Raw genomic sequence first — 25,603 nt, 5'->3', positions numbered from 1 at the left:
GCAGGGGGCGTTGCAGCGCGAACAGCAGATCGCGCTGCATATTGATTACATTTTCCCGGTGTAGTGCCAGGCGAGGTAGCGCAGAAGACGGATCTGTCGTTTGATTCGTGTCGGTTGAGAAAGCAGGCGGTAGAGCCACTCCAGCCCCAGGTTTTGCCAGACTTTGGGCGCACGCTTAACGTGGCCGGTAAAGACGTCGTAGGTGCCGCCGACGCCCATATAGAGCGCATCCGGGCTGACCAGACGGCAATCGCGCATCAGAATTTCCTGGCGCGGCGACCCCATGGCGACAGTGACAATTTTCGCCCCACTGTCGCGTACGCGCTCATATAACGTCTGGCGATCTTCCGGCCTGAAATAGCCATCCTGACTGTCCACGATGTTAACATTCCACTGGTTACGCAGCTTTTGTTCGGTCTGCGCCAGCACCTCTGGCTTGCCGCCGATCAAAAATACCGGTGTGCCTTCAGCGCCTGCGCGTTCCATAAGCCGCTCCCAAAGGTCAGCTCCCGCCACGCGAGACACATTAGCGTCTGGAAACTTTTTACGAATTGAACGCACCACGCTAATACCGTCTGCGTATTTAAACTCCGCGGCTTCAATCAGGCTTTTCACTTCCGCATTATCTTCAACCGCCAGCATTTTTTCTGCGTTGATGGCCACAAGCGTGCCCGATTTCATCTGCCCGTCCGCGAACAGGAAATCCAGCGCGTGCTGCATGTCTCGCCAGCCAATCAGCTGTAGCCCGCGCAGCGCATAACGCGGGGCTGAAGTTGTATCCGTCATGATAATCCCTACTCAGACTTGCGACAGCGTTGTGCTGCCCTGTGGCTCACGTCTGTGCACAAGCCCTGCACTGTCAAACAACCAGTACAGCAGTTTTGCCAGCAGCAGACAGAGTCCGAAAACGACCATAAAGAACACCACGCGTGAGACGAATGAATCCAGCCCCTCGCGCGCCAGAACGATCATATTGAAAATGGCACCGAAACAGAAACTGTGCAAAACAGCGGCTTTGTAGCGGTTGGTCTCTTCGTTACCCAGCGTATATAGCCAGTCGAACCATTTTATTATCAACCCGACCGCGATCGCGCCCGGCAGGATAAACCACGTTCCGCCCATCACTACCAGCGAGCCAATCAGGGTTGGGGAAATCGCCAGGCCCGAATGGTTGTTCAGCACTTCCCAGGTAAAGTAGTTCGCCGTGTTCAGGACAATACCGGGACGGTCAGGCCACAGCCACGTCGGTATAAAGACATAGAAATCGCGAACAATCGGCGCCAGCCCCTGGAATTCGATTTTGTCGTAGTTTTGCAGCAGCAATGCCAGGTTTTCCCACGGCGAGAAGGTGTCGCGCGTCAGATACAGGAAGGTATAAAACGCTTCGTCGCCCGCCACGTTCAGTCCGTAGCGCTTCAGCGCCAGCCAGAACATCCCCACAATGCCAAAGACGCCTGCCGCCGCCAGCATCCACAGCGAGATCCAGCCGCGAATAATGCCGATAAACAGGAAAATCGCGAAGGCGATAATGATGTTGGCGCGGGTGCCGCCGACGATCATGTAGGTCAGAATGCCAAATGCGACGGTGCTGACCAGGAAGAACAGCCAGGCTTTGCTGTCCTGACGCAGGAAAAAGACCACCAGCATCGCCGGAATGAAGAAATAGAAGAAACGCTTGAGCGCGACACCAGAGACTTCGGCGGAGAAAATCTGGCTATAGGACTGTAACTTAAACAGTAAAAAGCCGTTATGCATGAAGAAAATCGCCACGCTGACGAGGGCGATGGTCATCAGCATAACCCACGTCAGATGGGTTTCTACCCGGTTCATGGTAAACAGCGGACGACGGGGTGCGGTGTCTTTCGCCGCGTGCAGGCGCGTTTTATAGGTGACGTAATACACCGCGTAGAAGCAGGTCGCAGAGAGCAGTGCCTGCAACAAGATTTCCGGCGGAGCGACGCCAACATCAAAGCGGAACACGAGGATGCTGGTCAGCGGGAAGCCAAAGAAAAAGGTCAGCAAAAACAGCAGCGAGAAGAAAACGTTGAAGTTAAAACGTACGCGCCGGAACTCAAACCAGGTGAGCGTGGCGATAAACAGCGTGCTCAGCAGCCAGACCACCAGCAAGCCGCTAAATTGCAACTGGCTCATGCGTTGTCTCCTGAAGCAATACGCAGCGCGTGGTGCCACGGCGTGAGGTAGTTCGGGCTGAAAAAGTCGATGCTATTTTTATCCACCAGCGTGAGCTGACGCTGCGCTTCCCGTACGACCTCGACATTAAGCGTGTCAGAGGTAAACAGCACCGGAATATGCTGTTCGGCCATGTCCTGCCAGAACGGGTTTTCGCGGTTGAGCACGCACGGTACGCCCGCCTGAATCAGCAGACACAGCGTACCAATCCCCTGCTGACGGGCAAAGATGAAATAGCCCAGATCGCATTTTCGCAGGAGCGCGAGATAGTCATCAAATTCCAGCTTATCGTTGAGAATGTGCAGATTTTCCGCGCTAAACAGCGCAAGCCCCTGCTGGCGAACGTCATTGATGTAGGCGTCGTTATTAGCGGGATAGCCCATCGGCACCACTACGTTCACCGTATCGCCAAACTGCTGATGTACCGCCCGCAGCGCCGCGACATGCTCGTTACTGCGATCGCCGGAATTTCCCACCAGGATGGTCAGTTTGCCCTCACGAATCGCGTCATTCGCCAGGGTGTTCAGCGCCGGATCCATACGGGTCGGAAAATAGAGCAGCTCCCCGCGAACCTTCGGGTGCTGTTTAGCAAAATAGTTGAGATCGCCACGGGTAGCAAAAACGCAGCCCACGCGCGCCTGGGCCAGACGACGCAGCGGATAGAAAAGACGGAATTTCCAGCCACGTGAGACTTCGTAGAGATCCGCTCCCCAGATATGCCAGCTGAACTGGGAAGGTTTTATCCCGCCGCTTAACAGCGCCAGCCACAGGCCAGTATTGAACTGTCCGTGGAAGAAGAAACGCTGGCTTCGGTCCGCTTTAGCTTTCGCGACAACGGCTTTGGTCAGCGCCGCTTTGTCTGGCCAGAAGGTGATGTGCAATGCCGGACACGCCGCGCTCAGACCGTTATCGCGTCCAACGACCATAAACTCGCGCGCATCGGGCGTGCCGGATGCCAGTTCATCATTGAAGAAACGTAGAACGGTCTGGTTGTGATGCGGGATATCCGATCCCAGTATGTGTATCAGTGCAGTCATGCGCGTTTACGCCAAAGTAAAAATACGCCGCAACAGGCAGCGAAATAAACGATATAAGTTGCCATATAGGCCTGAGCCGCCCCCAGCGCACCGTGGGTGGGGATCAGCCAGTGAGAAAATGCCGTCAGCAGCGCAAACTGGCCGATCTCTGCCAGGATATACAACCGCAGCGAAGCCTTCGCAATCACCAGATAGCCGAAAACGTATGCCCCCACTTTCAGCACATCGCCGACCAGTTGCCAGGCAAACAGATCGCGCATGGCGGTAAACTTCGCCGAAAACAGCAGCCAGATGGCGAAATCACGCAGTAACCAGACGGTAAAGCTGGCGATCGCAACCGCCGGCAATACAAAACGCAGGGAGCGAAAAATCTCGCGGGCAATATCCTGCCTGGAAGTCAGGCGCGATAAGGTTGGCAGTAAATAGACGCTAAAGGAAGCCGTAATAAATTGGAGGTAAGCATCTGAAATGCTGCTCACGCCCTGCCAGATCCCCACTTCATCCCAGCTGTAATGCGCTGCCAGCAGGTTTCGCATCATCACGTAGGCAACGGGAAGCGTTACCGAAGTGATGAGCGCCATCAGGGTAAACTTACCGAGCTGCCCCGCCAGCATCTTGTCCCACTGCGGTTTCAGGTAATTCAGCGGGACATTGCCTCTGCGCATCAGCATAAACGCTGCCGGAATGACAACGAGCGCAGGCACCAGCGCCAGCCCCAGCAGCGCGCCTTCATAGCCGCCCAGCCGATAGCAAAAGTAGTAGGCGATAACGCCGATGATGCTGCCGAGGATCAGCGCCAGCGCATTCCCGGCGGCATCACGGAAGCCTTTCATCAGCGCCAGCAGCAGGTTTGCCCAGGCGATCCCCATCTGAACGAGCGCCACCAGGCGCACCAGCCCCTGATAATGCGTGTGTCCGAACAGCCCCTGGCTGATGGGTGCCGCCGCCAGCAAAAAGACGACGGCCAGCAACGTAGAGAAGCCCAGCACCATAGCCGAGGAGGTGCCCACCACCGTGCGGAGCTTTTCGGCATCGTCATGATGCTGCGCGACGTATTTGGTGACGCCATTGAATATCCCGGCTCCCGCCAGCACGCCAAGCACCGTGACCAGCTGGCGGAAGTTCCCTGCCAGCCCAACGCCTGACGGACCAAATGAGACGGCCAGCAGCTTGACGACCAGTAACCCGGCGCCAATTTTTACTAGCGTGGACGCTGCCGTCCACACCGACGCTTTTGCCAGAGACATATCAGGCGAAATAACTCAGAAGCGAATTGATCACCGTACGCTGGTTCACCGGCGCGAGGTTGTAGAACAGGGGCAGGCGGAGCAGACGTTCGCTCTCTTTGGTGGTGTAACGGTCTTCACCGGCAAACATCCCGAAGGCTTCGCCAGCCGGGCTGGAGTGCAGCGGAATATAGTGGAATACCGCCATAATTTCCGCCTCTTTCAGCCAGGCAATCAGCTTGCTGCGATCGTCGTTATCGCGCAGCTTGATGTAGAACATGTGAGCGTTGTGGATGCAGTCTGCCGGAACAGTCGGCAGTTCAATACGTCCGGCTTTTGCCAGCGGCTCCAGCGCGTCGTAGTAGGTTTGCCACAGGGAGAGGCGTTGCAGATTGATTCGCTCTGCCGCTTCCAGCTGCGCCCAGAGATACGCGGCCTGCAAATCCGCCATCAGGTAGCTTGAGCCGATATCGCGCCAGGTGTACTTATCTACCTGACCGCGGAAGAACTGGCTGCGGTTGGTCCCTTTTTCACGGATCACTTCCGCACGCTCCACCAGGGCACGATCGTTAATCAACGTCGCGCCACCTTCGCCGCCTGCGGTGTAGTTTTTGGTTTCGTGGAAGCTAAAGCAGCCGATATGACCAATGGTGCCCAGCGCGCGACCTTTGTAGGTGGACATCACGCCCTGCGCGGCGTCTTCCACCACAAACAGGTTGTGCTTTTTGGCGATGGCCATGATGGTGTCCATCTCACAGGCCACGCCCGCGTAATGCACCGGCACAATCGCCCGCGTTTTGTCAGTGATCGCCGCTTCAATCAGCGTTTCGTCGATGTTCATGGTATCCGGACGGATATCCACAAACACGATTTTCGCCCCGCGCAGGACAAACGCGTTCGCCGTGGAGACGAAGGTGTAGCTCGGCATGATCACTTCATCGCCAGGCTGGATATCCAGCAGCAGCGCCGCCATCTCGAGCGATGCGGTACAGGACGGCGTCAGCAGCACCTTGGCACTGTGAAAACGTTGCTCCATCCACTGCTGGCAGCGGCGGGTAAAACCGCCGTCGCCACAGAGCTTGCCGCTGCCCATAGCCGACTGCATGTAATCAAGTTCAGTGCCCACAACGGGAGGCGCGTTAAATGGAATCATCTTGTCACCTGTATAACCAGTAGGCGGTGGCGTCGATGCTGGCACCACTCGCAATATAACGTTTAAGCGCAGCGGTGTTGCCCATCTGGGTTGCGACCCGCAGCGTCGATACCTGTTGTTGCTCCGCCCAGTGCAGCGCCGCCTGCATGAGTTTCTCGCCCATGCCGCGCCCGGCTAACAGTCCGATGCGCGCCTCGTGCTCGGTGAGCCTGCGAAGCGAAACAAAACCCTGAATCTGTCCCCCGTCAGTACGGAACACCAGACAGACGTGGTCAAACGTGCCTTTGACCGCATTCTCTATCCACTGAGCATAAAAGCGACCGCTGTCATCGGGCGCATACCAGGGCGCCCGGAAACGGCTCTGAGCGAAGGCCAGCGCCGCCATCTTGCGCAGCGTGGGGATATCCTGCTCCGTTGCAATTTCCGCGCCCGGTGAGGCGTAGCGAGCCACGGTAACAGAGAGATCAACCTCGCCCTCGACCAGCCGGAATCCGTGCTGCTGGAGGGCGTCCAGCAGATCGGCGCGGTCCGCCGGGATCTTAGCCTGTACGCGCTGCCAGGCACTGAAGTCTGCATCCTGCAACGCAGGGGCATTGTCGCGCAGACGCACTATCGCTGAGGGACGCGCAAAAAATGCGCTTTCCCACTCAAGAGACTCCAGCACGCCGTTGAGGATACTCAACGCCACACGCCTTTGGTATCAACAACATACTGCTGACGTACGGCATCACCGGAAACCGCTTTAAACGCATTGTGATCCACCAGCAGCACCAGCACATCCGCCGTCGCCAGCGCGTCATCCAGGGCGGTAAGGGTGCAGTGACCGGCAAGTTTTGCCGGCAACGCATGAATATTCGGCTCAACCACCAGCGTTTCACCGCTGTGCCAGGCAGCGATCATTTCGGCAATTTCCATCGCCGGGCTTTCGCGCAGATCGTCAATATTCGGTTTGAATGCCAGACCAAAGCAGGCAATTTTCAGCTCACTGGCGCGTTTGCCGCTGTCGGCCAGGCAATCCGCGACCGTGGCTTTGACCTGGTTGATAACCCAGTGCGGTTTATGGTCGTTTACTTCGCGCGCGGTGCGAATCAGGCGTGCCTGTTCCGGATTTTGCGCCACGATAAACCACGGATCGACCGCGATGCAGTGCCCACCCACGCCCGGCCCCGGCTGAAGGATGTTCACGCGGGGGTGACGGTTGGCAAGACGAATAAGTTCCCAGACGTTAATCCCCTGATCGGCGCAAATCAACGACAGTTCATTCGCAAACGCGATGTTAACGTCGCGGAAACTGTTTTCGGTCAGTTTGCACATCTCGGCGGTGCGGGAGTTGGTCACCACACATTCGCCTTCAAGGAAAATTTTATACAGCTCGCTGGCGCGCGCGGAGCAGACTGGCGTCATGCCGCCAATCACGCGGTCATTTTTAATCAGTTCCACCATCACCTGGCCTGGCAGTACGCGCTCAGGGCAGTAGGCGATATTGATATCGGCCTGGTCGCCCACCTGCTGGGGGAAGCTAAGATCGGGACGCGCCTCGGCCAGCCACTGTGCCATCTGCTCGGTTGCCCCAACAGGTGAAGTGGACTCAAGGATAACCAGCGCCCCTTTCTTCAGCACAGGCGCAATGGATTTTGCCGCCGCCTCGACGTAAACCATGTCAGGCTCATGATCGCCTTTAAAGGGCGTTGGAACCGCAATCAGGTACGCATCGGCTTCTACCGGCGTGGTGCTGGCGCGCAGGAAGCCACCGTCCACCGCCTTTTTCACCACGCGATCGAGATCGGGCTCCACGATATGAATTTCGCCACGGTTGATGGTTTCCACCGCGTGCGCGTTGATATCTACGCCAACGACCTGCTTTTGACGAGAGGCAAAGGCCGCCGCAGTAGGCAGCCCGATATAGCCAAGACCAACAACAGAGATGGTAGTAAAACTCATAGCGTTACCCGATTGTGTTTAAGTGCGTGCAAAATACGACCACAAGCCTGCCCGTCACCGTACGGATTGTGGGCCCGGCTCATCGCCTGATACTCTTCATCGTCATGCAGTAAGCGCGTGACCTCTTCGACAATACGACGCGGATCCGTTCCCACCAGACGCACGGTACCGGCAGTAACCGCTTCCGGGCGTTCGGTGGTTTCACGCATCACCAGTACCGGCTTACCGAGGGAGGGCGCCTCTTCCTGAATGCCGCCAGAATCGGTCAGGATCAGCCAGGCGTGGTTCATCAGCCAGACAAATGGCAGATAGTCCTGCGGCTCGATCAGGAGCACGTTTTCCACGTGACCCAGGATACGGTTGACCGGTTCGCTGACGTTCGGGTTGAGGTGCACCGGATAGACAATCTGCACATCCTCGTTCTGCGCGGCGATTTCAGCCAGCGCGTGGCAGATTTGCTCAAAGCCACGGCCAAAGCTTTCGCGGCGGTGGCCCGTCACCAGAATCGTTTTCTTGCCGTTGTTCAGGAACGGATAGCGCGCAGCAAGTTCTGCCTGAAGCTCGCTGTTAGCCAGCACGCGGTCACGCACCCAAATCAGCGCATCAATGACCGTATTGCCGGTGACGAAGATCTTGCTGTCGCTGATATTTTCGCGCAGCAGGTTTTGGCGTGAGTTCTCGGTTGGCGCAAAATGGTACATCGCCAGGTGACCGGTGAGCGTACGGTTGGCCTCTTCCGGCCACGGGGAATAGAGATTGCCGGTACGCAGACCCGCTTCAATATGACCAACGGGGATACGCTGATAGAACGCGGCCAGGCTGGTTGCCACGGTAGTAGTGGTGTCGCCGTGCACCAGCACTACATCCGGCTTGAACGACTCCAGAATAGGCTTTAATTCTTGCAGAATACGGCAGGTTATTTCCGTCAGTCCCTGTCCCGGTTTCATTATATTGAGATCGTAATCCGGGACGATAGAAAAGAGGGTTAAGACCTGATCGAGCATCTCACGGTGCTGGGCAGTCACGCACACTTTCGCTTCAATATCAGGATCTCTGGCCAGCGCATGAACCAGAGGCGCCATCTTGATGGCCTCCGGCCTGGTGCCAAATACGGTTAGTACTTTCACATCGATTCTCTTCGATTAGACGATGAAGGTCACAGCCTTCATCGTAGACGGCGTTCTTAGTTTGTGCGGCGACGCAATAACGCTACGCCAGCGCCAGTCAGTGCGCCCACAATCCCCCACATGATCATCAGGAATGCGCGACGCGGACTATCGCGTTTTACAGGCTCTTCAGGCGTTCTTAAATAACGATAGGTCTGAAAACGCGGGTCCAGCGTTGGACCGACGTTGAGCGTATTGAGCATGGCGCGGTTTTGGTCGTAATCAAGGTCAAAGTCAGGGCCAACGGCCTGGATATTTTCCAGACGAGCCTGAAGCATTGGGCGACCAAGAAGGAACATTTCTGAATCCGGGAGTTCGTCCGCCGGAACATCCGTTTCGCTACGGGAAATATTGTGCTGTTCCGCAATCTTCAGCGCCTGCTCAAGATTATGCACGCGACGGGCGAAGATGGCCTTAGCGACCTCTTCCTGGCGTTTGACCTGCGCTTTCATCTGGATAGTGCGCGCAGCCCAGGCGCCTTTCAGCTCGTCATTCAAATGGCTGGCCGCGCGCTGGCTGGCAAAAGCAACGTACTGACGCAACAGGTTATTGGCGTCCGGCGCCGTTTCCGCAATCAGCTTCACGCTGTCGCTAACGTTACGAAGCACATCGCCAGGCATAAACTGAATGTTATTAATCAGATCATCCAGCAGCGCGGCATCCGCTTTGCTGTTACCGACCATGCGCTGCTTGTAGTAGTCCGTCTGGGACCAGAAATCGCGACGTGTATCCCACGACGCCAGCTGCATCACAAACTCTTTGTAGGATTCATCCATCACCGAGGCCTGATCCGGGGTCGCCAGATTGGCCTTGATATCAAGATTACGCAGGAATTGCTGCTGGGAGTAGTAGCCTCCAAGCATATTCACCGTTGGTCGGTCTGTGATCGCCGTGGCGCTCCACTCTTGTTTTGCAAAGAAGGTGTAAGCAAGCGCTAACAGCGCGAACCCCAGGGCAATCCCTACAATCCACAGTTTGCCCTGCCATAACACGCGAAACAAACCACGAATATCCAGCTCGTTCTCAGTGCCCACTGATTTCGCTCCCGCCAACGGTTGAGTCATCATAGTCCCGGTTTTACTTAGTTAATGTTGTGTTTTTGCCACTGTTCCGACGCATCCTGCGTTTTAAACGTTTAATAAAACGCGCGACTTTCCATGCACGCTTGATGCAGTAACCGTACATGAAAAATGCTAGCAAGAATAATACCAACATTACCCATTCAGGAATGAAATGTGCGTATTCTGCGGCAACGCCAATCGCAGCCAGAATAGCAGCCGCAAGCGTAATCAACACAAATGCCTGACGAGACGTGAAGCCGGCGCGCATAATCAGGTGGTGAATATGCTGCCGATCGGGAGAAAACGGGCTCATTCCTTTACGCAGACGGCGGTACATAATAGCGACCATGTCCATCAGCGGGATGGCGATAATCCAGAGAGCCGTTACCGGGCTGATAGGGTGCGTTTTACCCTGCGTGGTTTCCAGCAGGACCCAGATAACCGTAAAGCCAATCAGGGTACTGCCCGCATCGCCCATAAAGACTTTATAGCGACGCCCTAACACACCCAGGTTCAGGCAGATGTATGGCAGGATGGCGGCAATCATAGCAAAGCACCACATTGACAGGCTGTACTGGCCGTCAAACCATAAGATGATGCCGATCGCGCCAAACGAAACAGAGGACAGCCCACCAAGCAGACCGTCTATACCGTCAACCATGTTAAAGGCGTTGATAGCCGCCCACACGGCAAACAGCGTCAGGAAGAAGCCGAATGGCCCAAGCACCAGCTCCCAGGGACCAAACACGTAGCCCAGGCTTCTGAGATAGAGGCCGCCTACCACCATCATAATGATGCCAATGGCCGCCTGTACCGTCGCGCGGAACTTCACGCTGATATCAAAACGATCATCAAGGGCGCCGACCAGTACCAGCACACCGGCACATGCCAGATAGAGTGCGGCATGGGGGATATAATAATCCGCGATCCCGAATGTGAAACAGATGCCTGCGTATACCGAAATGCCGCCCACCAGCGGAATAAGCCCCTGATGACGTTTACGGAAGTTCGGTTTGTCCACTAACCCAATTCTTTTTGCTACCTTGCGCGCAATGAACAAAAAACAGGTTGTGAATAAAAAAATACTGATCAGCTCAGTTACTGCAGTGAGTAGATTCACAATGGATTGCTCTCAACAAATGTTAGTCCCGGAAGTATAACCATGAAGCCACTGCCTCAGAAGGATTAAAGATGGCTTCTCACAACTCCCTTTGTATGTTTTTCAATCAATTATTTCTTTGACTGTGCAAACATTCTTATTGTCGCACCGACAGGTCAAAATTGGGAGTGTGTGGTAATAGCGTATAGTCCATAAATAAAAAACGCCACGTAAAAACGTGGCGTTTACTGGGATTATTTGCGTTACGAGCGTTTCATCATGTCGAAGAAATCGTCGTTCGTTTTGGTCATCGCCAGTTTGTTGATGAGGAATTCCATTGCGTCGATTTCGCCCATTGGATGGATGATTTTGCGCAGGATCCACATTTTCTGAAGCTCTTCCTGAGTGGTAAGCAGCTCTTCTTTACGGGTACCGGAACGGTTGTAGTCGATCGCCGGGAAGACGCGTTTTTCTGCGATTTTACGAGAAAGGTGCAGTTCCATGTTGCCTGTACCTTTGAACTCTTCGTAGATAACTTCGTCCATTTTGGAGCCGGTATCGATCAGCGCCGTCGCGATAATGGTCAGGCTACCGCCCTCTTCCACGTTACGCGCCGCACCGAAGAAACGCTTCGGACGATGCAGGGCGTTGGCATCCACACCACCGGTCAGTACTTTACCGGAAGCCGGCACCACGGTGTTGTAGGCACGCGCCAGACGGGTGATGGAGTCGAGCAGGATGATCACATCTTTCTTGTGCTCAACCAGGCGTTTCGCCTTCTCGATAACCATTTCCGCAACCTGAACGTGGCGGGAAGCAGGCTCGTCGAAGGTAGACGCAACCACTTCCCCTTTCACCAGACGCTGCATCTCGGTCACTTCTTCCGGACGTTCGTCAATCAGCAGCACCATCAGCACACAGTCTGGGTGATTGTAAGCAATGCTCTGCGCGATGTTTTGCAGCAGCATGGTTTTACCGGCTTTTGGCGGCGCTACAATCAGACCACGCTGGCCACGACCAATTGGCGATGCCAGATCCAGCACACGCGCGGTTAAGTCTTCAGTAGACCCGTTACCACGCTCCATGCGCAGGCGAGAGTTCGCGTGCAGCGGCGTTAAGTTCTCGAACAGGATCTTATTGCGGGAGTTTTCCGGTTTGTCGTAGTTGACTTCGTTAACCTTCAACAGCGCAAAGTAGCGTTCACCCTCTTTTGGAGGACGAATCTTACCTGAAATGGTGTCACCAGTGCGGAGGTTGAAACGGCGGATTTGGCTAGGGGATACGTAGATGTCGTCAGGGCCGGCGAGGTAGGAGCTGTCTGCGGAGCGGAGGAAACCAAATCCGTCTTGCAGTATCTCCAGCACACCGTCGCCAAAGATATCTTCGCCACTCTTAGCGTGCTGCTTCAGGATGGCGAAAATGATGTCCTGCTTGCGCATACGAGCCTGGTTTTCCAGTCCCATATTTTCGCCGAGAGTGATCAGCTCAGAAACCGGCGTATTCTTTAATTCGGTAAGATTCATAATGGTGTGGGTTCTTAAACTCGGGGTGATTCTCGAACTTAATGTTGTGAATGGTATGGCAGGGTCATCCATGCCTGTTTAGCGGCCATCACCTCATGTCTGTTCGCTGTCTGGTCACAGGGAAAGAACGCAGAACTGAAACGACAAGACGGATTGAGTGACAAGCCCGGAATCTAGCAACTTCACGCACTGTTTATGTTAACAACGGGAAGTATCGGGTAAAACAAGATTCAAACAACAAGATATGTTTAAAACGTAGTCATAGCTAACTTAGCACGACTAAAGCCGGGCGTCCAGATCTCGCCGTTAATTAGGCGCTCTGGACGCTCAGCTGAGAAACCTTACGCCAGGTTAGCGTCCAGGAACTCTTTCAGTTGACCTTTGGACAGTGCGCCCACTTTGGTCGCTGCCACGTCACCGTTCTTGAACAGCAGCAGGGTCGGGATGCCACGGATACCGTATTTTGGCGCGGTGCCCGGGTTCTGGTCGATGTTCAGCTTGGCAACGGTCAGTTTGCCCTGATATTCGTCAGCGATTTCATCCAGAATCGGAGCGATCATTTTGCAAGGACCACACCATTCAGCCCAGAAATCAACGAGGATCAGCCCGTCAGCTTTAAGTACGTCCGTGTCAAAACTGTCGTCAGTCAGGTGAATAATTTTATCGCTCATATATAACTCCACAGGAATAAGCCTGGTACGTTGGTTTTGTCTCCACCAACGACGTGTTGATGTCGCATTAACCAACTAAAGGTTGACTTTATTTCACCGGATACGCTTTCGTAAAGCAATAGTAAGCTGATATTCTACCACACTATGAGCAAAACACATTTAACAGAACAGAAGTTTTCCGACTTCGCCCTGCACCCAAAGGTGATCGAAGCCCTTGAAACTAAAGGGTTTCATAACTGCACGCCCATTCAGGCTCTCGCCCTGCCGCTGACGCTGGCCGGTCGCGATGTTGCAGGGCAGGCGCAAACCGGTACTGGCAAAACGATGGCGTTTTTAACGTCAACGTTTCATTATTTACTTTCTCACCCAGCGATTGCAGACCGCAAAGTTAACCAGCCGCGCGCGCTAATTATGGCCCCGACGCGAGAACTGGCGGTACAGATCCACGCAGACGCTGAGCCCCTGGCGCAAGCCACCGGCCTGAAACTTGGCCTGGCCTACGGCGGCGACGGCTACGATAAACAGCTGAAAGTGCTGGAAAGCGGCGTCGATATCCTGATTGGGACCACCGGCCGTCTTATCGACTACGCCAAACAGAACCATATCAACCTCGGCGCAATCCAGGTCGTGGTGCTGGATGAAGCAGACCGCATGTACGATCTGGGCTTCATTAAAGACATCCGCTGGCTGTTCCGCCGTATGCCTGCGGCAAACCAGCGTCTGAACATGCTGTTTTCCGCAACCCTGTCATACCGCGTACGTGAACTCGCATTCGAGCAGATGAACAATGCGGAATATGTGGAAGTAGAACCGGAGCAGAAAACCGGGCACCGCATTAAAGAAGAGCTTTTTTATCCTTCTAATGAAGAGAAAATGCGCCTGTTGCAAACCCTGATCGAAGAAGAGTGGCCGGATCGCGCGATTATCTTCGCGAACACCAAACACCGCTGTGAAGATATCTGGGGACACCTGGCGGCAGATGGTCACCGTGTGGGTCTGCTGACCGGCGACGTGGCGCAGAAAAAACGCCTGCGCATTCTCGACGAATTTACTCGTGGCGACCTTGATATTCTGGTCGCGACCGACGTGGCGGCCCGTGGCCTGCACATTCCAGCCGTGACGCACGTCTTTAACTATGACCTGCCAGATGACTGTGAAGACTATGTACACCGTATCGGTCGTACTGGTCGTGCAGGCGCAAGCGGTCACTCCATCAGCCTTGCGTGTGAAGAGTATGCGCTGAACCTTCCGGCCATTGAGACCTACATCGGTCACTCTATTCCACAGAGCAAATACAATCCGGAAGCGCTGTTAAGCGAGTTGCCGCCACCTAAGCGCCTTACACGTCCACGCTCCGGCAATGGCCCGCGTCGTTCCGGCGGTGCACCGCGTAATCGTCGTCGTTCAGGTTAAGAAAATATGCTCAGCTCCACCTCGCTTTATGCGGCAATTGATCTCGGTTCGAATAGTTTTCATATGCTGGTTGTGCGCGAGGTGGCGGGAAGCATACAAACGCTGACGCGCATTAAGCGCAAGGTCCGCCTCGCGGCGGGCCTGAGCAGCGATAATCATCTCTCCCCGGAAGCCATGGAACGTGGCTGGCAGTGTCTGCGTCTGTTTGCAGAACGTTTACAGGATATCCCGCTCAGTCAAATTCGCGTTGTTGCCACGGCGACCCTTCGTCTGGCGGTTAACGCTGGCGATTTCATTGCCAGAGCACAGGAAATTCTGGGCTGTCCGGTGCAGGTCATCAGCGGTGAAGAAGAAGCGCGTCTGATTTATCAGGGTGTGGCGCATACGACCGGCGGCGACGATCGTCGTCTGGTGGTCGATATCGGTGGCGCCAGTACCGAACTGGTCACGGGCACAGGCGCGCAGGCGACGTCGCTCTTCAGCCTGTCAATGGGCTGTGTGACCTGGCTGGAACGCTACTTTACCGATCGAAACCTTGCCAAAGAGAATTTTGACGAGGCGGAAAACGCGGCGCGTGCGGTCCTGCGCCCGGTCATGGACGAACTGCGCTATCACGGCTGGAAAGTGTGTGTCGGCGCGTCCGGAACCGTGCAGGCGTTGCAGGAAATCATGATGGCACAGGGGATGGACGAGCGGATCACGCTTGCCAAACTCCAGCAGCTTAAACAGCGCGCCATCCAGTGTGGTCGTCTGGAAGAGCTTGAAATAGAAGGGCTGACGCTTGAACGCGCGCTGGTTTTCCCCAGTGGGCTCGCCATACTGATTGCCATTTTCACCGAGCTTAATATCCAGTGTATGACCCTGGCAGGCGGTGCGCTGCGTGAAGGTCTGGTCTACGGAATGCTGCACCAGTCGGTCGATCAGGACATCCGTAGCCGTACGCTGCGTAACGTTCAACGCCGCTTTATTGTGGATACCGACCAGGCGCAGAGAGTGAGTCAACTGGCGTCACAGTTTGCCGATCAGGTGAAAAAAAGCTGGGATATTGAACCGTTAAGCCGCGATCTGTTGCTAAGCGCCTGTGCGCTACATGAAATTGGTCTCAGCGTGGAGTACAAGCAGGCACCGCTGCACGCGGCCTGGCTGGTGCGTAATCTCGATTTGCCGGGTTATACGCCCGCCCAGAAGAAGCTGCTGGCCACCCTGCTGCTGAATCAGACTAACGCCGTCGATCTCTCTTCCCTTCACCAGCAGAACGCTGTGCCGCCGCGCGTGGCGGAGCATCTGTGTCGTCTGCTTCGGCTGGCGATCCTGTTTGCCAGTCGGCGTCGAGATGATTTGCTGCCAGCCATTACGCTGGCGGCAGACGAGGAGAAACTGACGCTGACGCTACCGGAAAACTGGCTTGAGGATCATCCCCTTGGGGCGGAACTGATTGAGCAGGAGTACCAGTGGCAGAGCTATGTGCACTGGGCGCTTGATGTGAAGTGACCCTTGAAGCGTGCCGGGTGGCGGCTTCGCCTTACCCGGCCTACAAATAGTTATCCCTTCTCTTTGGCTTTTGCCAGCATCGCGCGAATGTTTGCCACGTTTGCCTGCCCTTTATGCATACGCTCTTCAGCGGTAATGACTTTACGCTCCTGCTCCCAGATAAGATCGTCCTGAGGCAACTCCAGCAGAAAACGGCTCGGCTCCGGGCGCACCAGCTCACCATACTGACGGCGCTCTTTGCACAGCGTAAACGTCAGCTCTTTCTGCGCACGGGTGATCCCAACGTAGGCCAGACGGCGCTCTTCGTCGACGTTATCTTCATCAATGCTGCTCTGGTGCGGCAATAGGCCCTCTTCCATCCCCACCAGATAGACATAAGGGAACTCCAGCCCTTTCGAGGCATGTAACGTCATCAGCTGAACCTGATCGGCCTCTTCTTCGCTTTCCCCGCGCTCCATCATATCGCGCAGCGTGAAGCGGGTGACCACCTGCGTCAGGGTCATGGGCTCGTCAATCTCAGATCCTTCAAGCATTTCGGTCATCCAGCTGAAGAGCTGGTTAACGTTTTTCATGCGCATCTCTGCCGCTTTCGGGCTGGCGGAGGTTTCATACAACCAGGATTCGTAATCAATGCCGTGGATCAGATCGCGTACTGCCGCCACAGGCTCGCGCTCAGCCAGACGCTGCACCTCACCCAGCCAGTGGGTAAAGCGGGTTAAGGCCTCATAGCCGCGCCCGGTCAGGGTCTGGCTCAGCCCCATATCGAAGCTGGCGGTGAACAGGCTTTTGTTGCGGGTCATCGCCCATTCACCCAGCTTTTGCAGCGTCGCAGAGCCAATCTCGCGCTTCGGCGTATTTACAATGCGCAGGAAAGCGCTGTCGTCATCCGGGTTGGTCAGCACGCGCAGATAGGCCAGCAGATCCTTGATTTCCGGACGCGAAAAGAACGACGTACCGCCGGAGATTTTGTAGGGGATGCGGTTCTGCATCAGCATCTTTTCAAAGACGCGCGACTGGTGGTTACCGCGATAGAGGATCGCGTAATCCTTGTATTCAGTTTTGTTGACGAAGTGATGGGCAATCAGCTCGCCGGTTACGCGCTCCGCTTCGTGCTCTTCGTTATTGGCGCTAAGGACTTTCAGCTCGGTGCCGTAACCCAGTTCGGAGAACAGGCGCTTCTCAAAGACGTGCGGGTTATTGGCAATCAGGATGTTCGCCGCCTTCAGGATACGCCCGGAGGAACGGTAGTTCTGCTCCAGTTTAATCACCTGCAACGCCGGGAAGTCTTTGCTCAGCAGCACCAGGTTCTGCGGACGTGCGCCACGCCAGGAGTAAATCGACTGATCGTCATCGCCTACGACGGTAAAGCGCGCACGCTGCCCTACCAGCAGCTTTACCAGCTCGTACTGGCTGGTGTTGGTATCCTGGTATTCATCCACCAGCAGGTAACGAATTTTGTTCTGCCAGCGCTCGCGCACCTCTTCATTCCGCTGAAGCAGCAGCGTCGGCAGCAGGATCAGATCGTCGAAATCCAGGACGTTACAGGCTTTCATATGCGCGTCGTACAGACCGTAGCAGTGGGCAAAGATGCGGTCGCGCTCGCCTTTGGCACTTGCCGCTGCCTGGGCCGGCGTCATCAGATCGTTTTTCCAGTTCGAGATCGTCGAGATCAGCTGTTGCAACAGCACTTTGTCATCTTCGATCAGCCCTTCCGTTAGCTCTTTAAGCAGCGCCACCTGGTCGGTGTCATCAAAGAGAGAAAAGTTGGACTTCATGCCCAGCGCCGCGTATTCGCGCTTGATAATATCCAGACCCAGCGTGTGGAAGGTGGAGATCATCAGCCCGCGCGCCTCTTTACGGCCCAGCGTCTGGCCGACGCGCTCTTTCATCTCACGCGCCGCTTTGTTGGTAAAGGTGACCGCCGCGATATGGCGCGCCTGGTATCCACAACCCCGAATTAAGTGGGCGATTTTGTTGGTGATCACGCGTGTTTTACCGGATCCCGCTCCCGCCAGCACCAGGCAGGGTCCGGTGACGAATTCGACAGCTTGTTGTTGTCCGGGGTTTAAACGCATAAATGATCACTCAATGAAAGTCGGGAGAGGAGGAAAAACGCGTGGTAGTATACCGACCGTAAACTAGTCGACTCAAGGCACGATCATGGCAAAAACAGCAGCAGCACTGCATATCCTTGTTAAAGAAGAGAAACTGGCACAGGATCTGCTCGAACAGATTAAAAACGGCGCCGACTTCGGCAAACTGGCGAAGAAACACTCGATTTGCCCGTCAGGCAAACGCGGTGGTGACTTAGGCGAGTTCCGCCAGGGCCAGATGGTCCCGGCATTTGATAAAGTGGTTTTCTCCTGCCCGGTGCTGGAGCCAACCGGCCCACTGCATACGCAGTTCGGCTATCACATTATCAAAGTGTTATACCGCAACTAATCAAAAGCCCGGTGCATTGACTCACCGGGCTTTTTTATTTGGCTGTTCCGGCGTTCAGATGCCGTCGCCGTATTCGAAGGTGTGGTGAATACCGTTGAAGTGCTGATCCATATCCATCGACGGCTTATCGCTGTCTGGCTTACCGACGATGCGCGCCGGGACGCCAGCGGCGGTGGTGTGCGGCGGTACAGGCTGGAGCACAACCGACCCCGCGCCAATCTTCGCGCCGCGTCCGACTTCAATATTGCCGAGGATTTTAGCACCCGCGCCAATCATCACCCCTTCACGAATTTTCGGATGGCGATCGCCGCTGGTTTTACCGGTACCGCCCAGCGTAACGGATTGCAGGATCGACACGTCATCTTCGATCACCGCCGTTTCACCGACAACAATGCCGGTGGCGTGGTCGAGCATGATCCCGCGGCCAATTTTCGCCGCCGGATGAATATCGACCTGGAAGGTCACGGAAACCTGGTTTTGAAGAAAGATGGCCAGCGCGCGGCGTCCCTCATTCCATAACCAGTGGCCGATGCGGTACGCCTGTAAGGCGTGGAATCCTTTGAGATACAGTAGCGGCGTGGAGTATTTATCCACCGCCGGGTCACGCGTACGCACGGCCTGAATGTCGCAGGCGGCAGAAGCAATCATCTCCGGATCTGCGGCGTAGGCCTCTTCCACCACCTCGCGAATGGCAATAGCAGGCATGATAGGGGAAGCCAGTTTATTGGCGAGCATATAGCTCAGGGCGCTGCCGAGATTTTCGTGCTTAAGTAGCGTCGCGTGATAGAAACTGGCCAGCATGGGCTCACAGTCGGCCAAAGCTCGGGCTTCGGCTTTAATATTATTCCAGACGATATCCAGTTCTTCACACGGCATTGCTTGCTCCAGACGATAGTTAATGACCAGCCAGTTCTGCGCTGGCTGGGTCATTCAGGTGACGATACTTCCCGGCTAATTGCTGCTGCGCTCGTCCTTGCGCGCACGACCTAATAAGGTCAATGCTGCCTCGCGCGCATTTTTTCCGCAATACAATACCTGATAAATTTCCTCGGTTATTGGCATTTCGACACCGAAACGGTGCGCCAATTCGCGAACTTCTTTGGTATTGCGATAGCCTTCAACCACCTGACCAATCTTCTCCTGCGCGCTTTTTACATCGCTGCCCTGTCCGAGCATCATGCCAAAGCGGCGGTTACGCGACTGGTTATCGGTGCAGGTCAGCACCAGGTCGCCTAGCCCTGCCATTCCCATAAAGGTGGCCGGATCGGCACCCAGCGCTTCGCCCAGGCGGGACATTTCGGTCAGACCACGGGTGATCAGCGCCGTACGCGCATTCGCGCCGAAACCGATGCCGTCAGACATCCCGGCCCCGATGGCAATGACGTTCTTCACCGCACCGCCCAGCTGTACGCCGATAAAATCAGGGTTGCTGTACACGCGGAAGCTTTTGCCGCAGTGCAGCAGTTGCTGAAGATCGTCTGAAAATGCCTGGTCGGTGGACGCCAGCGAGATCGCCGTCGGCAAGCCCGCAGCCAGCTCTTTGGCAAAGGTCGGCCCCGAGATCACCGCCAGCGGGATCGCTGTTCCCAGCGCTTCGCGGGCAACGTCCTGCAACAGACGTCCGGTTTCCGCTTCCAGCCCCTTCGTCGCCCACACAATACGCGCATCCGCACGCATCAGCGGCTTAATCTGACGCAGGACTTCGCCAAACACGTGGCTTGGCACCACAATCAGAATATTGCGGCTGGCCGCCAGCGCGGTCGCGAGGTCGCTTTCCAGATAGAGAGAGTCAGGGAACGGAACGTCCGGGAGAAACGCCACGTTGCAGCGGTCGTGTTGCAACGTCGCGATATGTTTTGGATCGTGGCCCCACAGGACCACGTCGTGACCATTTCTTGCCAGCGTGATGGCAAGAGCGGTGCCGTAAGAGCCGGCACCGATCACAGTCATTGACGCATTAACAGTGCTCATCAGGCATCCTGATGTTGTTCGGCACCTTCGCCAGCCTGCTGCTGTAGATAGTTCATGAACAGCGCATCAAAGTTTACTGGCGCGAGGTTCAGTTGCGGGAATGTACCGCGAGAAACCAGGCTGGTGATGCATTCACGCGCATACGGGAACAGGATGTTCGGGCAGTATGCACCCAGGCAATGCGCCATCTGGTTGCCTTCGATGCCGCCGATGGAGAAGATACCGCCCTGCTGAACTTCGCACAGGAACGCAGTTTCTTCGCCCAGAGAGGCGGTCACGGTGACACGCAGTACGACTTCATACACATCATCCGCCAGCTGGGTGGATGCGGTATCCAGATCAAGTTTAACCTCTGGCTGCCAGTCTTTCTGGAAAACGTGCGGCGCATTTGGCGCTTCGAAAGAGACATCCTTGGTGTAGATGCGCTGGATCTGGAAAGTCATCTCGGTGTTATTTTGTTCTGACATGGAAAAACCCTTTTTAATTGTCCTAAAGTCTCTAGCTCAGCAGCGGATCGAGTCCACCACGGGCGTCGAGCGCATACAAGTCATCACAGCCGCCAATGTGCTGCGCATCAATAAAAATCTGTGGAACCGTTGTGCGACCACTGCGTTGGATCATCTCTTCGCGTTTAATCGCGTCACCATCGATCGGCAGTTCCTTGAACTTTACGCCTTTGCTGGACAGCAGCGCTTTCGCTCGGTGGCAGAACGGGCACGTTGCTTTGGTGTAGATCTCAATATTGGCCATCACTTAACTCCTTATTTACCGCGCACTAAAGGAAGATTCTCCCCGCTCCAGCCGGAGATGCCTTCTTTCAGCACCGTTACGTTTTCAAAGCCTGCTTTATGCAGTGCGTTGGCAGATTCCTGCGCCTGCATGCCAGTGCCGTCAACAACAATAATCGGCTGAGCTTTATGCTTCTCCAGCTCACCAATGTTGTTCGCTTTAATTTCCGCTGGCAGCAGGTTGATAGCACCTGCAATATGGCCCTTGCGGAAATCGTCGCGCTGACGCAGATCGACAACCACGGCGTCCTCTTTGTTGATCAGACGTGTCGCTTCACCGCGGGTGATCACCTTAATTTTAGACGTCAGTCCTTTAAATGTGGTGAACAGTACAGCGACCAGCAGGCCAATCCACGCGATGCTCAGAACCGGGTGGCGGCTAACGAATTGCATAATTTCTTGCATGGGGGGTAACAACTCCCGACTAAGTGATTAAAAAAACCAGGACAGGAGTATACCTGTGCGCTGTGGCAAATACAGCCAGCGACATAAAGCTAATCTATTTTCTGCGGCATGCCACGTAAAAAAAGCCTCAAAATGGCCTGAGAACAGCCTTGCCCCCGCGCTTTCTTTGATCTTCTGCGGCTATTTTATCGATTCAGCTGTAGTAAAATTACGCAAATTTTTTGTCTCTTGAGCATGAGGTTGTCGCAATGTCGGTTTCTAAAAAACCTATGGTACTGGTGATTCTGGATGGCTATGGCTACCGTGAAGATCAACAGGATAACGCCATTTTCAACGCCAAAACCCCGGTTATGGATGCGCTATGGGCAAAACGTCCCCACACCCTGATTGATGCGTCTGGCCTGGAAGTGGGTCTGCCGGATCGTCAGATGGGCAACTCAGAAGTGGGTCACGTTAACCTGGGTGCGGGCCGTATCGTTTATCAGGACCTGACACGCCTGGACGTTGAAATCAAAGAACGTACATTCTTTGCCAACCCAACGCTCACCGGAGCGGTTGATAAAGCCGTTGCCGCAGGCAAGGCCGTTCACATTATGGGTCTGCTCTCTGCGGGCGGTGTTCACAGCCACGAAGATCACATCATGGCGATGGTAGAACTGGCCGCTGAGCGCGGTGCGGAAAAAATCTATCTGCACGCCTTCCTGGATGGTCGCGATACGCCACCACGCAGCGCAAAAGGTTCTCTTGAAGCGTTTGAAGACAAATTTGCCGCACTGGGCAAAGGCCGCGTGGCGTCCATCATTGGTCGTTACTATGCCATGGACCGCGACAACCGCTGGGACCGCGTTGAGCAAGCCTATGATCTGCTGACCCTGGCAAAAGGCGAGTTCCAGTTCCCGACCGCCGTTGAAGGCCTGGAAGCGGCTTACGCGCGTGATGAAAACGACGAATTTGTGAAGGCAACCGTGATCCGCGCTGAAGGCCAGGCCGATGCCGCCATGGAAGATGGCGATGCGCTGATCTTCATGAACTTCCGTGCCGATCGCGCGCGCGAAATCACCCGCGCCTTCGTCAACAGCGATTTTGACGGTTTCGCCCGTAAGAAAGTGGCGAAAATTGATTTCATCCAGTTGACCGAATATGCAGCGGATATCAAAGCCCCATGCGCGTATCCGCCCGCCTCGCTGGCAAACACCTTCGGCGAGTGGATGGCGAAAAATGACAAAACGCAGCTGCGCATCTCCGAAACTGAGAAGTATGCGCACGTGACATTCTTCTTTAACGGCGGCGTAGAAGAGCCGTTTAAAGGCGAAGACCGCATCCTGATTAACTCACCGAAAGTCGCCACTTACGATCTCCAGCCAGAAATGAGCTCTGCGGAGCTGACCGAAAAACTGGTGGCCGCGATCCAAAGCGGTAAATACGACACCATCATCTGTAACTATCCGAATGGCGATATGGTGGGCCACACCGGCGTGATGGAAGCAGCCGTTAAAGCGGTTGAAGCGCTGGACCACTGCGTTGAGCAGGTTGCGAAAGCGGTTGAATCCGTAGGCGGCCAACTGCTGATTACCGCTGACCACGGTAACGCAGAACAGATGCGTGACCCGGCAACCGGTCAGGCACATACCGCCCATACCAACCTGCCTGTTCCACTGATTTATGTGGGTGATAAATCAGTGAAAGCAGTGGAAGGCGGCAAGCTTTCCGACATCGCGCCAACCATGTTGTCGCTGATGGGTATGGAAATCCCTGAAGAGATGACTGGCAAGCCGCTGTTCATCGTGGAATAATCGCTCCCCATGAGGGGAAAGGCGATTTTTTCAATCACATGGGTCGTGAAGCCGCTTCGGTTATCAGTCAGACCTCTGCTTTGCGCCAGCGCACTCAGCGCTGGCGTATTGCTGTGCGCCGCATCCGCCCACGCGGATGACCGCGATCAGCTTAAATCCATTCAGGCCGATATCGCCGCCAAAGAGCGTGCGGTACGTCAGCAGCAACAGCAGCGCGCCACCCTGCTCGCCCAGCTTAAAAAGCAGGAAGAGGCCATTTCCGCCGCCGCGCGTAAGCTGCGTGAAACACAAAACACCCTTGCCCAGCTCAATAAGCAAATCGATGAAATGAACGCGTCGATTGCGAAACTGGAGCGTCAGCGCGATGCCCAGGAGCGGAACCTTGCTGCACAGCTTGATGCTGCTTTCCGTCAGGGTGAACACACAGGTCTTCAGCTGATCCTCAGCGGTGAAGAGAGCCAGCGAGGCCAGCGTTTACAGGCCTATTTCGGCTATCTTAACCAGGCGCGTCAGGAGACCATTGCGCAGCTGAAACAGACGCGCGAAGAAGTCACCACGCAAAAAGCCGAGCTGGAAGAGAAGCAGAGCCAGCAGCAAACGCTGCTCTACGATCAGCAGGCGCAGCAGGAGAAGCTTGAGCAGGCGCGCAATGAGCGTAAGAAGACGCTCGCCGGGCTGGAGTCCTCTATCCAGGCAGGACAAAGCCAGCTGAGCGAAATGCGCGCCAACGAATCGAGACTGCGTAACAGCATTGCCCGGGCAGAAGCCGCGGCCAAAGCGCGCGCCGAAAAAGAAGCGCGCGAAGCGCAGGCGGTGCGTAACAAGCAGCAGGAAGCCTCCCGGAAAGGCACCACCTACAAACCGACTGAAAATGAACGTTCCCTGATGTCCCGTACCGGCGGCCTCGGCTCCCCGCGTGGTCAGGCTTACTGGCCCGTTCGCGGTACGATCCTGCATCGCTATGGCGAACAGTTGCAGGGTGAGCTACGTTGGAAGGGGATCGTTATCGGTGCGTCTGAAGGTAGCGAAGTGAAAGCCATCGCCGATGGCCGCGTGATCCTGGCCGACTGGCTACAGGGTTATGGGCTCGTGGTGGTGGTTGAACACGGTAAAGGCGACATGAGTCTTTACGGCTACAACCAGAGTGCGCTGGTCAGCGTTGGCACTCAGGTGCGCGCGGGTCAACCCATTGCCCTTGTGGGCAGCAGTGGCGGTCAGGGCCGCCCGTCACTCTATTTCGAAATTCGTCGTCAGGGTCAGGCGGTCAATCCACAGCCGTGGTTGGGAAGATAAGTTTTGCTTCAATTTCGTCGAATTGTTTTTTCCGTAGTCAGCGCACTGGCGCTGGCTGCACCGGTTTATGCAGGCAAACTCGCGATTGTGATTGATGACTTCGGTTATCGACCACACTATGAAAATCAGGTGCTGGCGATGCCGTCAGCCATCTCTGTCGCCGTCCTGCCTAATGCGCCTCACGCGCATGAAATGGCGACCAAAGCGCACAATGGCGGCCATCAGGTCCTTATCCATCTGCCGATGGCCCCCCTCAGCAAGCAGCCGCTGGAAAAAGATACCCTGCGCCCGGACATGAGCAGCGACGAGATCGATCGCATCATCCGCGATGCGTACAATAAAGTGCCGTATGCCGTGGGTCTGAATAACCATATGGGCAGCGCGATGACCTCCAGCCTGTACGGTATGCTGAAAGTGATGCAGGCGCTGGAGCGTTACAACCTCTATTTCCTCGACAGCATGACCATCGGCAACAGCCAGGCGATGCGTGCCGCTCAGGGAACGGGCGTGAAAGTCATCAAGCGCAAAGTATTCCTGGATGACTCCCAGAACGAAGCGGATATCCGCGTCCAGTTCAACCGCGCGGTACAGCTGGCGCGCCGTAACGGTTCGGCGATTGCCATTGGGCATCCGCATCCATCTACCGTTCGCGTTTTGCAGCAAATGTTGCCGGGCTTACCCGCCGATATCACGCTGGTGCGTCCGAGCGATCTGCTCAATGAACCTCAGGTGGATACTTCTCGTCCGGGTAGCGCGCAACCACCCGCAACGCGGCCACGTAATCCATTCCGCGGCGTGAAGAACTGCACGCTGAAACAGCCGCCTGAACCGGTCTATGCAACCCGCTTCTTCACGGTGATTGGCGAAAGCATCAGCAGCAGTACGCTGGTTAAATACGTCCAGCAACAGTGGCAGGGTTGGGGAAAAAAAGCCTGATCGG

24 protein-coding genes are annotated in these 25,603 nt (G+C 55.5%); 6 read left to right on the top strand and 18 right to left on the bottom strand.

The window, feature by feature from the left end; translation table 11 throughout:
* Positions 1 to 45: 45 nt before the first annotated feature.
* From wecG to trxA, 12 genes are all read right to left on the bottom strand, one after another.
* Entirely contained in the window at positions 46 to 786 is a 741-nt protein-coding gene (gene wecG / locus ACOTX4_RS16365; RefSeq protein ID WP_063937957.1) for a lipopolysaccharide N-acetylmannosaminouronosyltransferase, read from the bottom strand.
* A 12-nt stretch (positions 787 to 798) separates the two neighbouring features.
* Positions 799 to 2,151, bottom strand: a complete 1,353-nt coding sequence (wzyE, locus tag ACOTX4_RS16360) for an ECA oligosaccharide polymerase (RefSeq protein ID WP_045332952.1) — start codon at positions 2,149 to 2,151, stop codon at positions 799 to 801.
* Positions 2,148 to 3,227, bottom strand: a complete 1,080-nt coding sequence (locus ACOTX4_RS16355) for a TDP-N-acetylfucosamine:lipid II N-acetylfucosaminyltransferase (protein WP_022650167.1) — start codon at positions 3,225 to 3,227, stop codon at positions 2,148 to 2,150. The genes wzyE and ACOTX4_RS16355 overlap by 4 nt, the downstream gene beginning before the upstream one ends.
* The gene (gene wzxE, locus ACOTX4_RS16350; protein WP_045332953.1) at positions 3,224 to 4,474 is read right to left on the bottom strand and encodes a lipid III flippase WzxE; all 1,251 of its coding nucleotides are present in this window, start codon (positions 4,472 to 4,474) and stop codon (positions 3,224 to 3,226) included. The genes ACOTX4_RS16355 and wzxE overlap by 4 nt, the downstream gene beginning before the upstream one ends.
* A 1-nt stretch (position 4,475) precedes the next feature.
* Positions 4,476 to 5,606 carry a dTDP-4-amino-4,6-dideoxygalactose transaminase gene (gene rffA / locus ACOTX4_RS16345; protein ID WP_022650166.1) on the bottom strand — a complete coding sequence of 377 codons (1,131 nt, stop codon included), beginning with the start codon at positions 5,604 to 5,606 and terminating at the stop codon, positions 4,476 to 4,478.
* 4 nt (positions 5,607 to 5,610) lie between these two features.
* Positions 5,611 to 6,288, bottom strand: coding sequence for a dTDP-4-amino-4,6-dideoxy-D-galactose acyltransferase (gene rffC, locus ACOTX4_RS16340; protein WP_022650165.1), 678 nt, complete (start codon positions 6,286 to 6,288; stop codon positions 5,611 to 5,613).
* Positions 6,285 to 7,547: a UDP-N-acetyl-D-mannosamine dehydrogenase gene (gene wecC, locus ACOTX4_RS16335; protein WP_022650164.1), complete on the bottom strand. Its 1,263-nt coding sequence runs from the start codon at positions 7,545 to 7,547 to the stop codon at positions 6,285 to 6,287. The genes rffC and wecC overlap by 4 nt, the downstream gene beginning before the upstream one ends.
* Positions 7,544 to 8,674, bottom strand: a complete 1,131-nt coding sequence (gene wecB, locus ACOTX4_RS16330) for a non-hydrolyzing UDP-N-acetylglucosamine 2-epimerase (protein WP_006812390.1) — start codon at positions 8,672 to 8,674, stop codon at positions 7,544 to 7,546. Before wecB ends, wecC begins: the two co-directional genes overlap by 4 nt.
* 56 nt (positions 8,675 to 8,730) lie before the next feature.
* On the bottom strand, positions 8,731 to 9,777 hold the full coding sequence (wzzE, locus tag ACOTX4_RS16325; RefSeq protein ID WP_017383601.1) for an ECA polysaccharide chain length modulation protein: 1,047 nt from the start codon (positions 9,775 to 9,777) through the stop codon (positions 8,731 to 8,733).
* Positions 9,778 to 9,790: 13 nt separating this feature from the next.
* A complete protein-coding gene (gene wecA, locus ACOTX4_RS16320; RefSeq protein ID WP_001050933.1) occupies positions 9,791 to 10,894 on the bottom strand; it encodes a UDP-N-acetylglucosamine--undecaprenyl-phosphate N-acetylglucosaminephosphotransferase in 1,104 nt (367 codons plus the stop codon).
* A gap of 242 nt (positions 10,895 to 11,136) precedes the next feature.
* Entirely contained in the window at positions 11,137 to 12,396 is a 1,260-nt protein-coding gene (rho, locus tag ACOTX4_RS16315; protein ID WP_001054528.1) for a transcription termination factor Rho, read from the bottom strand.
* Positions 12,397 to 12,737: 341 nt separating this feature from the next.
* Complete coding sequence (trxA, locus tag ACOTX4_RS16310) at positions 12,738 to 13,067, bottom strand: thioredoxin TrxA (protein ID WP_006812392.1); 330 nt, start codon at positions 13,065 to 13,067, stop codon at positions 12,738 to 12,740.
* Between the two features lie 144 nt (positions 13,068 to 13,211).
* Here trxA and rhlB point away from each other — a divergent pair, with 144 nt between their 5' ends.
* Both rhlB and gppA read left to right on the top strand, forming a co-directional pair.
* A complete protein-coding gene (gene rhlB, locus ACOTX4_RS16305) occupies positions 13,212 to 14,480 on the top strand; it encodes an ATP-dependent RNA helicase RhlB (RefSeq protein WP_003860827.1) in 1,269 nt (422 codons plus the stop codon).
* A 6-nt stretch (positions 14,481 to 14,486) separates the two neighbouring features.
* Positions 14,487 to 15,971 (top strand): guanosine-5'-triphosphate,3'-diphosphate diphosphatase, encoded by a 1,485-nt coding sequence (gene gppA, locus ACOTX4_RS16300; RefSeq protein WP_032661064.1) that lies wholly within the window; start codon positions 14,487 to 14,489, stop codon positions 15,969 to 15,971.
* A gap of 50 nt (positions 15,972 to 16,021) precedes the next feature.
* Here gppA and rep read toward each other — a convergent pair whose 3' ends face one another.
* Positions 16,022 to 18,046: a DNA helicase Rep gene (gene rep / locus ACOTX4_RS16295; RefSeq protein WP_003860830.1), complete on the bottom strand. Its 2,025-nt coding sequence runs from the start codon at positions 18,044 to 18,046 to the stop codon at positions 16,022 to 16,024.
* An 85-nt stretch (positions 18,047 to 18,131) separates the two neighbouring features.
* Here rep and ppiC point away from each other — a divergent pair, with 85 nt between their 5' ends.
* A complete protein-coding gene (gene ppiC / locus ACOTX4_RS16290) occupies positions 18,132 to 18,413 on the top strand; it encodes a peptidylprolyl isomerase PpiC (protein WP_006812396.1) in 282 nt (93 codons plus the stop codon).
* Between the two features lie 54 nt (positions 18,414 to 18,467).
* Here ppiC and cysE read toward each other — a convergent pair whose 3' ends face one another.
* The 5 genes from cysE to ACOTX4_RS16265 form a co-directional block, all read right to left on the bottom strand.
* A complete protein-coding gene (gene cysE / locus ACOTX4_RS16285; RefSeq protein ID WP_022646641.1) occupies positions 18,468 to 19,289 on the bottom strand; it encodes a serine O-acetyltransferase in 822 nt (273 codons plus the stop codon).
* 75 nt (positions 19,290 to 19,364) lie between these two features.
* The gene (gpsA, locus tag ACOTX4_RS16280; protein WP_006812398.1) at positions 19,365 to 20,384 is read right to left on the bottom strand and encodes an NAD(P)H-dependent glycerol-3-phosphate dehydrogenase; all 1,020 of its coding nucleotides are present in this window, start codon (positions 20,382 to 20,384) and stop codon (positions 19,365 to 19,367) included.
* Positions 20,384 to 20,851, bottom strand: a complete 468-nt coding sequence (gene secB, locus ACOTX4_RS16275) for a protein-export chaperone SecB (protein ID WP_003860835.1) — start codon at positions 20,849 to 20,851, stop codon at positions 20,384 to 20,386. The genes gpsA and secB overlap by 1 nt, the downstream gene beginning before the upstream one ends.
* A gap of 31 nt (positions 20,852 to 20,882) precedes the next feature.
* Positions 20,883 to 21,134 (bottom strand): glutaredoxin 3, encoded by a 252-nt coding sequence (gene grxC / locus ACOTX4_RS16270; protein WP_045332955.1) that lies wholly within the window; start codon positions 21,132 to 21,134, stop codon positions 20,883 to 20,885.
* Between the two features lie 11 nt (positions 21,135 to 21,145).
* Positions 21,146 to 21,577 (bottom strand): rhodanese-like domain-containing protein, encoded by a 432-nt coding sequence (locus ACOTX4_RS16265; RefSeq protein ID WP_003860840.1) that lies wholly within the window; start codon positions 21,575 to 21,577, stop codon positions 21,146 to 21,148.
* 248 nt (positions 21,578 to 21,825) lie between these two features.
* Between ACOTX4_RS16265 and gpmM the strand changes: the two genes are divergently transcribed.
* The 3 genes from gpmM to ACOTX4_RS16250 are packed head-to-tail and all read left to right on the top strand — an operon-like array spanning position 21,826 to position 25,599.
* Entirely contained in the window at positions 21,826 to 23,370 is a 1,545-nt protein-coding gene (gene gpmM, locus ACOTX4_RS16260) for a 2,3-bisphosphoglycerate-independent phosphoglycerate mutase (RefSeq protein WP_022650159.1), read from the top strand.
* A gap of 33 nt (positions 23,371 to 23,403) precedes the next feature.
* On the top strand, positions 23,404 to 24,663 hold the full coding sequence (gene envC, locus ACOTX4_RS16255; protein WP_026094345.1) for a murein hydrolase activator EnvC: 1,260 nt from the start codon (positions 23,404 to 23,406) through the stop codon (positions 24,661 to 24,663).
* 3 nt (positions 24,664 to 24,666) lie between these two features.
* On the top strand, positions 24,667 to 25,599 hold the full coding sequence (locus ACOTX4_RS16250; protein WP_032634365.1) for a divergent polysaccharide deacetylase family protein: 933 nt from the start codon (positions 24,667 to 24,669) through the stop codon (positions 25,597 to 25,599).
* Positions 25,600 to 25,603: the final 4 nt, after the last annotated feature.

It is taken from the genome of Enterobacter cloacae complex sp. IR5459, assembly GCF_049238005.1.
In the GTDB taxonomy this organism is placed as follows: Bacteria; Pseudomonadota; Gammaproteobacteria; order Enterobacterales; family Enterobacteriaceae; genus Enterobacter; species Enterobacter hormaechei_C.
The sequence above is the reverse complement of the archived record's forward strand: the minus strand, read 5'-3'. Positions and strand labels throughout refer to the sequence as shown.

What these genes read in the sequence shown, in the direction of transcription:
- wecG (WP_063937957.1), bottom strand. Translation starts at nt 786, where the DNA reads ATGACGGATACAACTTCAGCCCCGCGTTATGCGCTGCGCGGGCTACAG.
- wzyE (WP_045332952.1), bottom strand. Translation starts at nt 2,151, where the DNA reads ATGAGCCAGTTGCAATTTAGCGGCTTGCTGGTGGTCTGGCTGCTGAGC.
- ACOTX4_RS16355 (WP_022650167.1), bottom strand. Translation starts at nt 3,227, where the DNA reads ATGACTGCACTGATACACATACTGGGATCGGATATCCCGCATCACAAC.
- wzxE (WP_045332953.1), bottom strand. Translation starts at nt 4,474, where the DNA reads ATGTCTCTGGCAAAAGCGTCGGTGTGGACGGCAGCGTCCACGCTAGTA.
- rffA (WP_022650166.1), bottom strand. Translation starts at nt 5,606, where the DNA reads ATGATTCCATTTAACGCGCCTCCCGTTGTGGGCACTGAACTTGATTAC.
- wecC (WP_022650164.1), bottom strand. Translation starts at nt 7,547, where the DNA reads ATGAGTTTTACTACCATCTCTGTTGTTGGTCTTGGCTATATCGGGCTG.
- wzzE (WP_017383601.1), bottom strand. Translation starts at nt 9,777, where the DNA reads ATGACTCAACCGTTGGCGGGAGCGAAATCAGTGGGCACTGAGAACGAG.
- rho (WP_001054528.1), bottom strand. Translation starts at nt 12,396, where the DNA reads ATGAATCTTACCGAATTAAAGAATACGCCGGTTTCTGAGCTGATCACT.
- trxA (WP_006812392.1), bottom strand. Translation starts at nt 13,067, where the DNA reads ATGAGCGATAAAATTATTCACCTGACTGACGACAGTTTTGACACGGAC.
- rhlB (WP_003860827.1), top strand. Translation starts at nt 13,212, where the DNA reads ATGAGCAAAACACATTTAACAGAACAGAAGTTTTCCGACTTCGCCCTG.
- gppA (WP_032661064.1), top strand. Translation starts at nt 14,487, where the DNA reads ATGCTCAGCTCCACCTCGCTTTATGCGGCAATTGATCTCGGTTCGAAT.
- rep (WP_003860830.1), bottom strand. Translation starts at nt 18,046, where the DNA reads ATGCGTTTAAACCCCGGACAACAACAAGCTGTCGAATTCGTCACCGGA.
- ppiC (WP_006812396.1), top strand. Translation starts at nt 18,132, where the DNA reads ATGGCAAAAACAGCAGCAGCACTGCATATCCTTGTTAAAGAAGAGAAA.
- cysE (WP_022646641.1), bottom strand. Translation starts at nt 19,289, where the DNA reads ATGCCGTGTGAAGAACTGGATATCGTCTGGAATAATATTAAAGCCGAA.
- gpsA (WP_006812398.1), bottom strand. Translation starts at nt 20,384, where the DNA reads ATGAGCACTGTTAATGCGTCAATGACTGTGATCGGTGCCGGCTCTTAC.
- secB (WP_003860835.1), bottom strand. Translation starts at nt 20,851, where the DNA reads ATGTCAGAACAAAATAACACCGAGATGACTTTCCAGATCCAGCGCATC.
- grxC (WP_045332955.1), bottom strand. Translation starts at nt 21,134, where the DNA reads ATGGCCAATATTGAGATCTACACCAAAGCAACGTGCCCGTTCTGCCAC.
- ACOTX4_RS16265 (WP_003860840.1), bottom strand. Translation starts at nt 21,577, where the DNA reads ATGCAAGAAATTATGCAATTCGTTAGCCGCCACCCGGTTCTGAGCATC.
- gpmM (WP_022650159.1), top strand. Translation starts at nt 21,826, where the DNA reads ATGTCGGTTTCTAAAAAACCTATGGTACTGGTGATTCTGGATGGCTAT.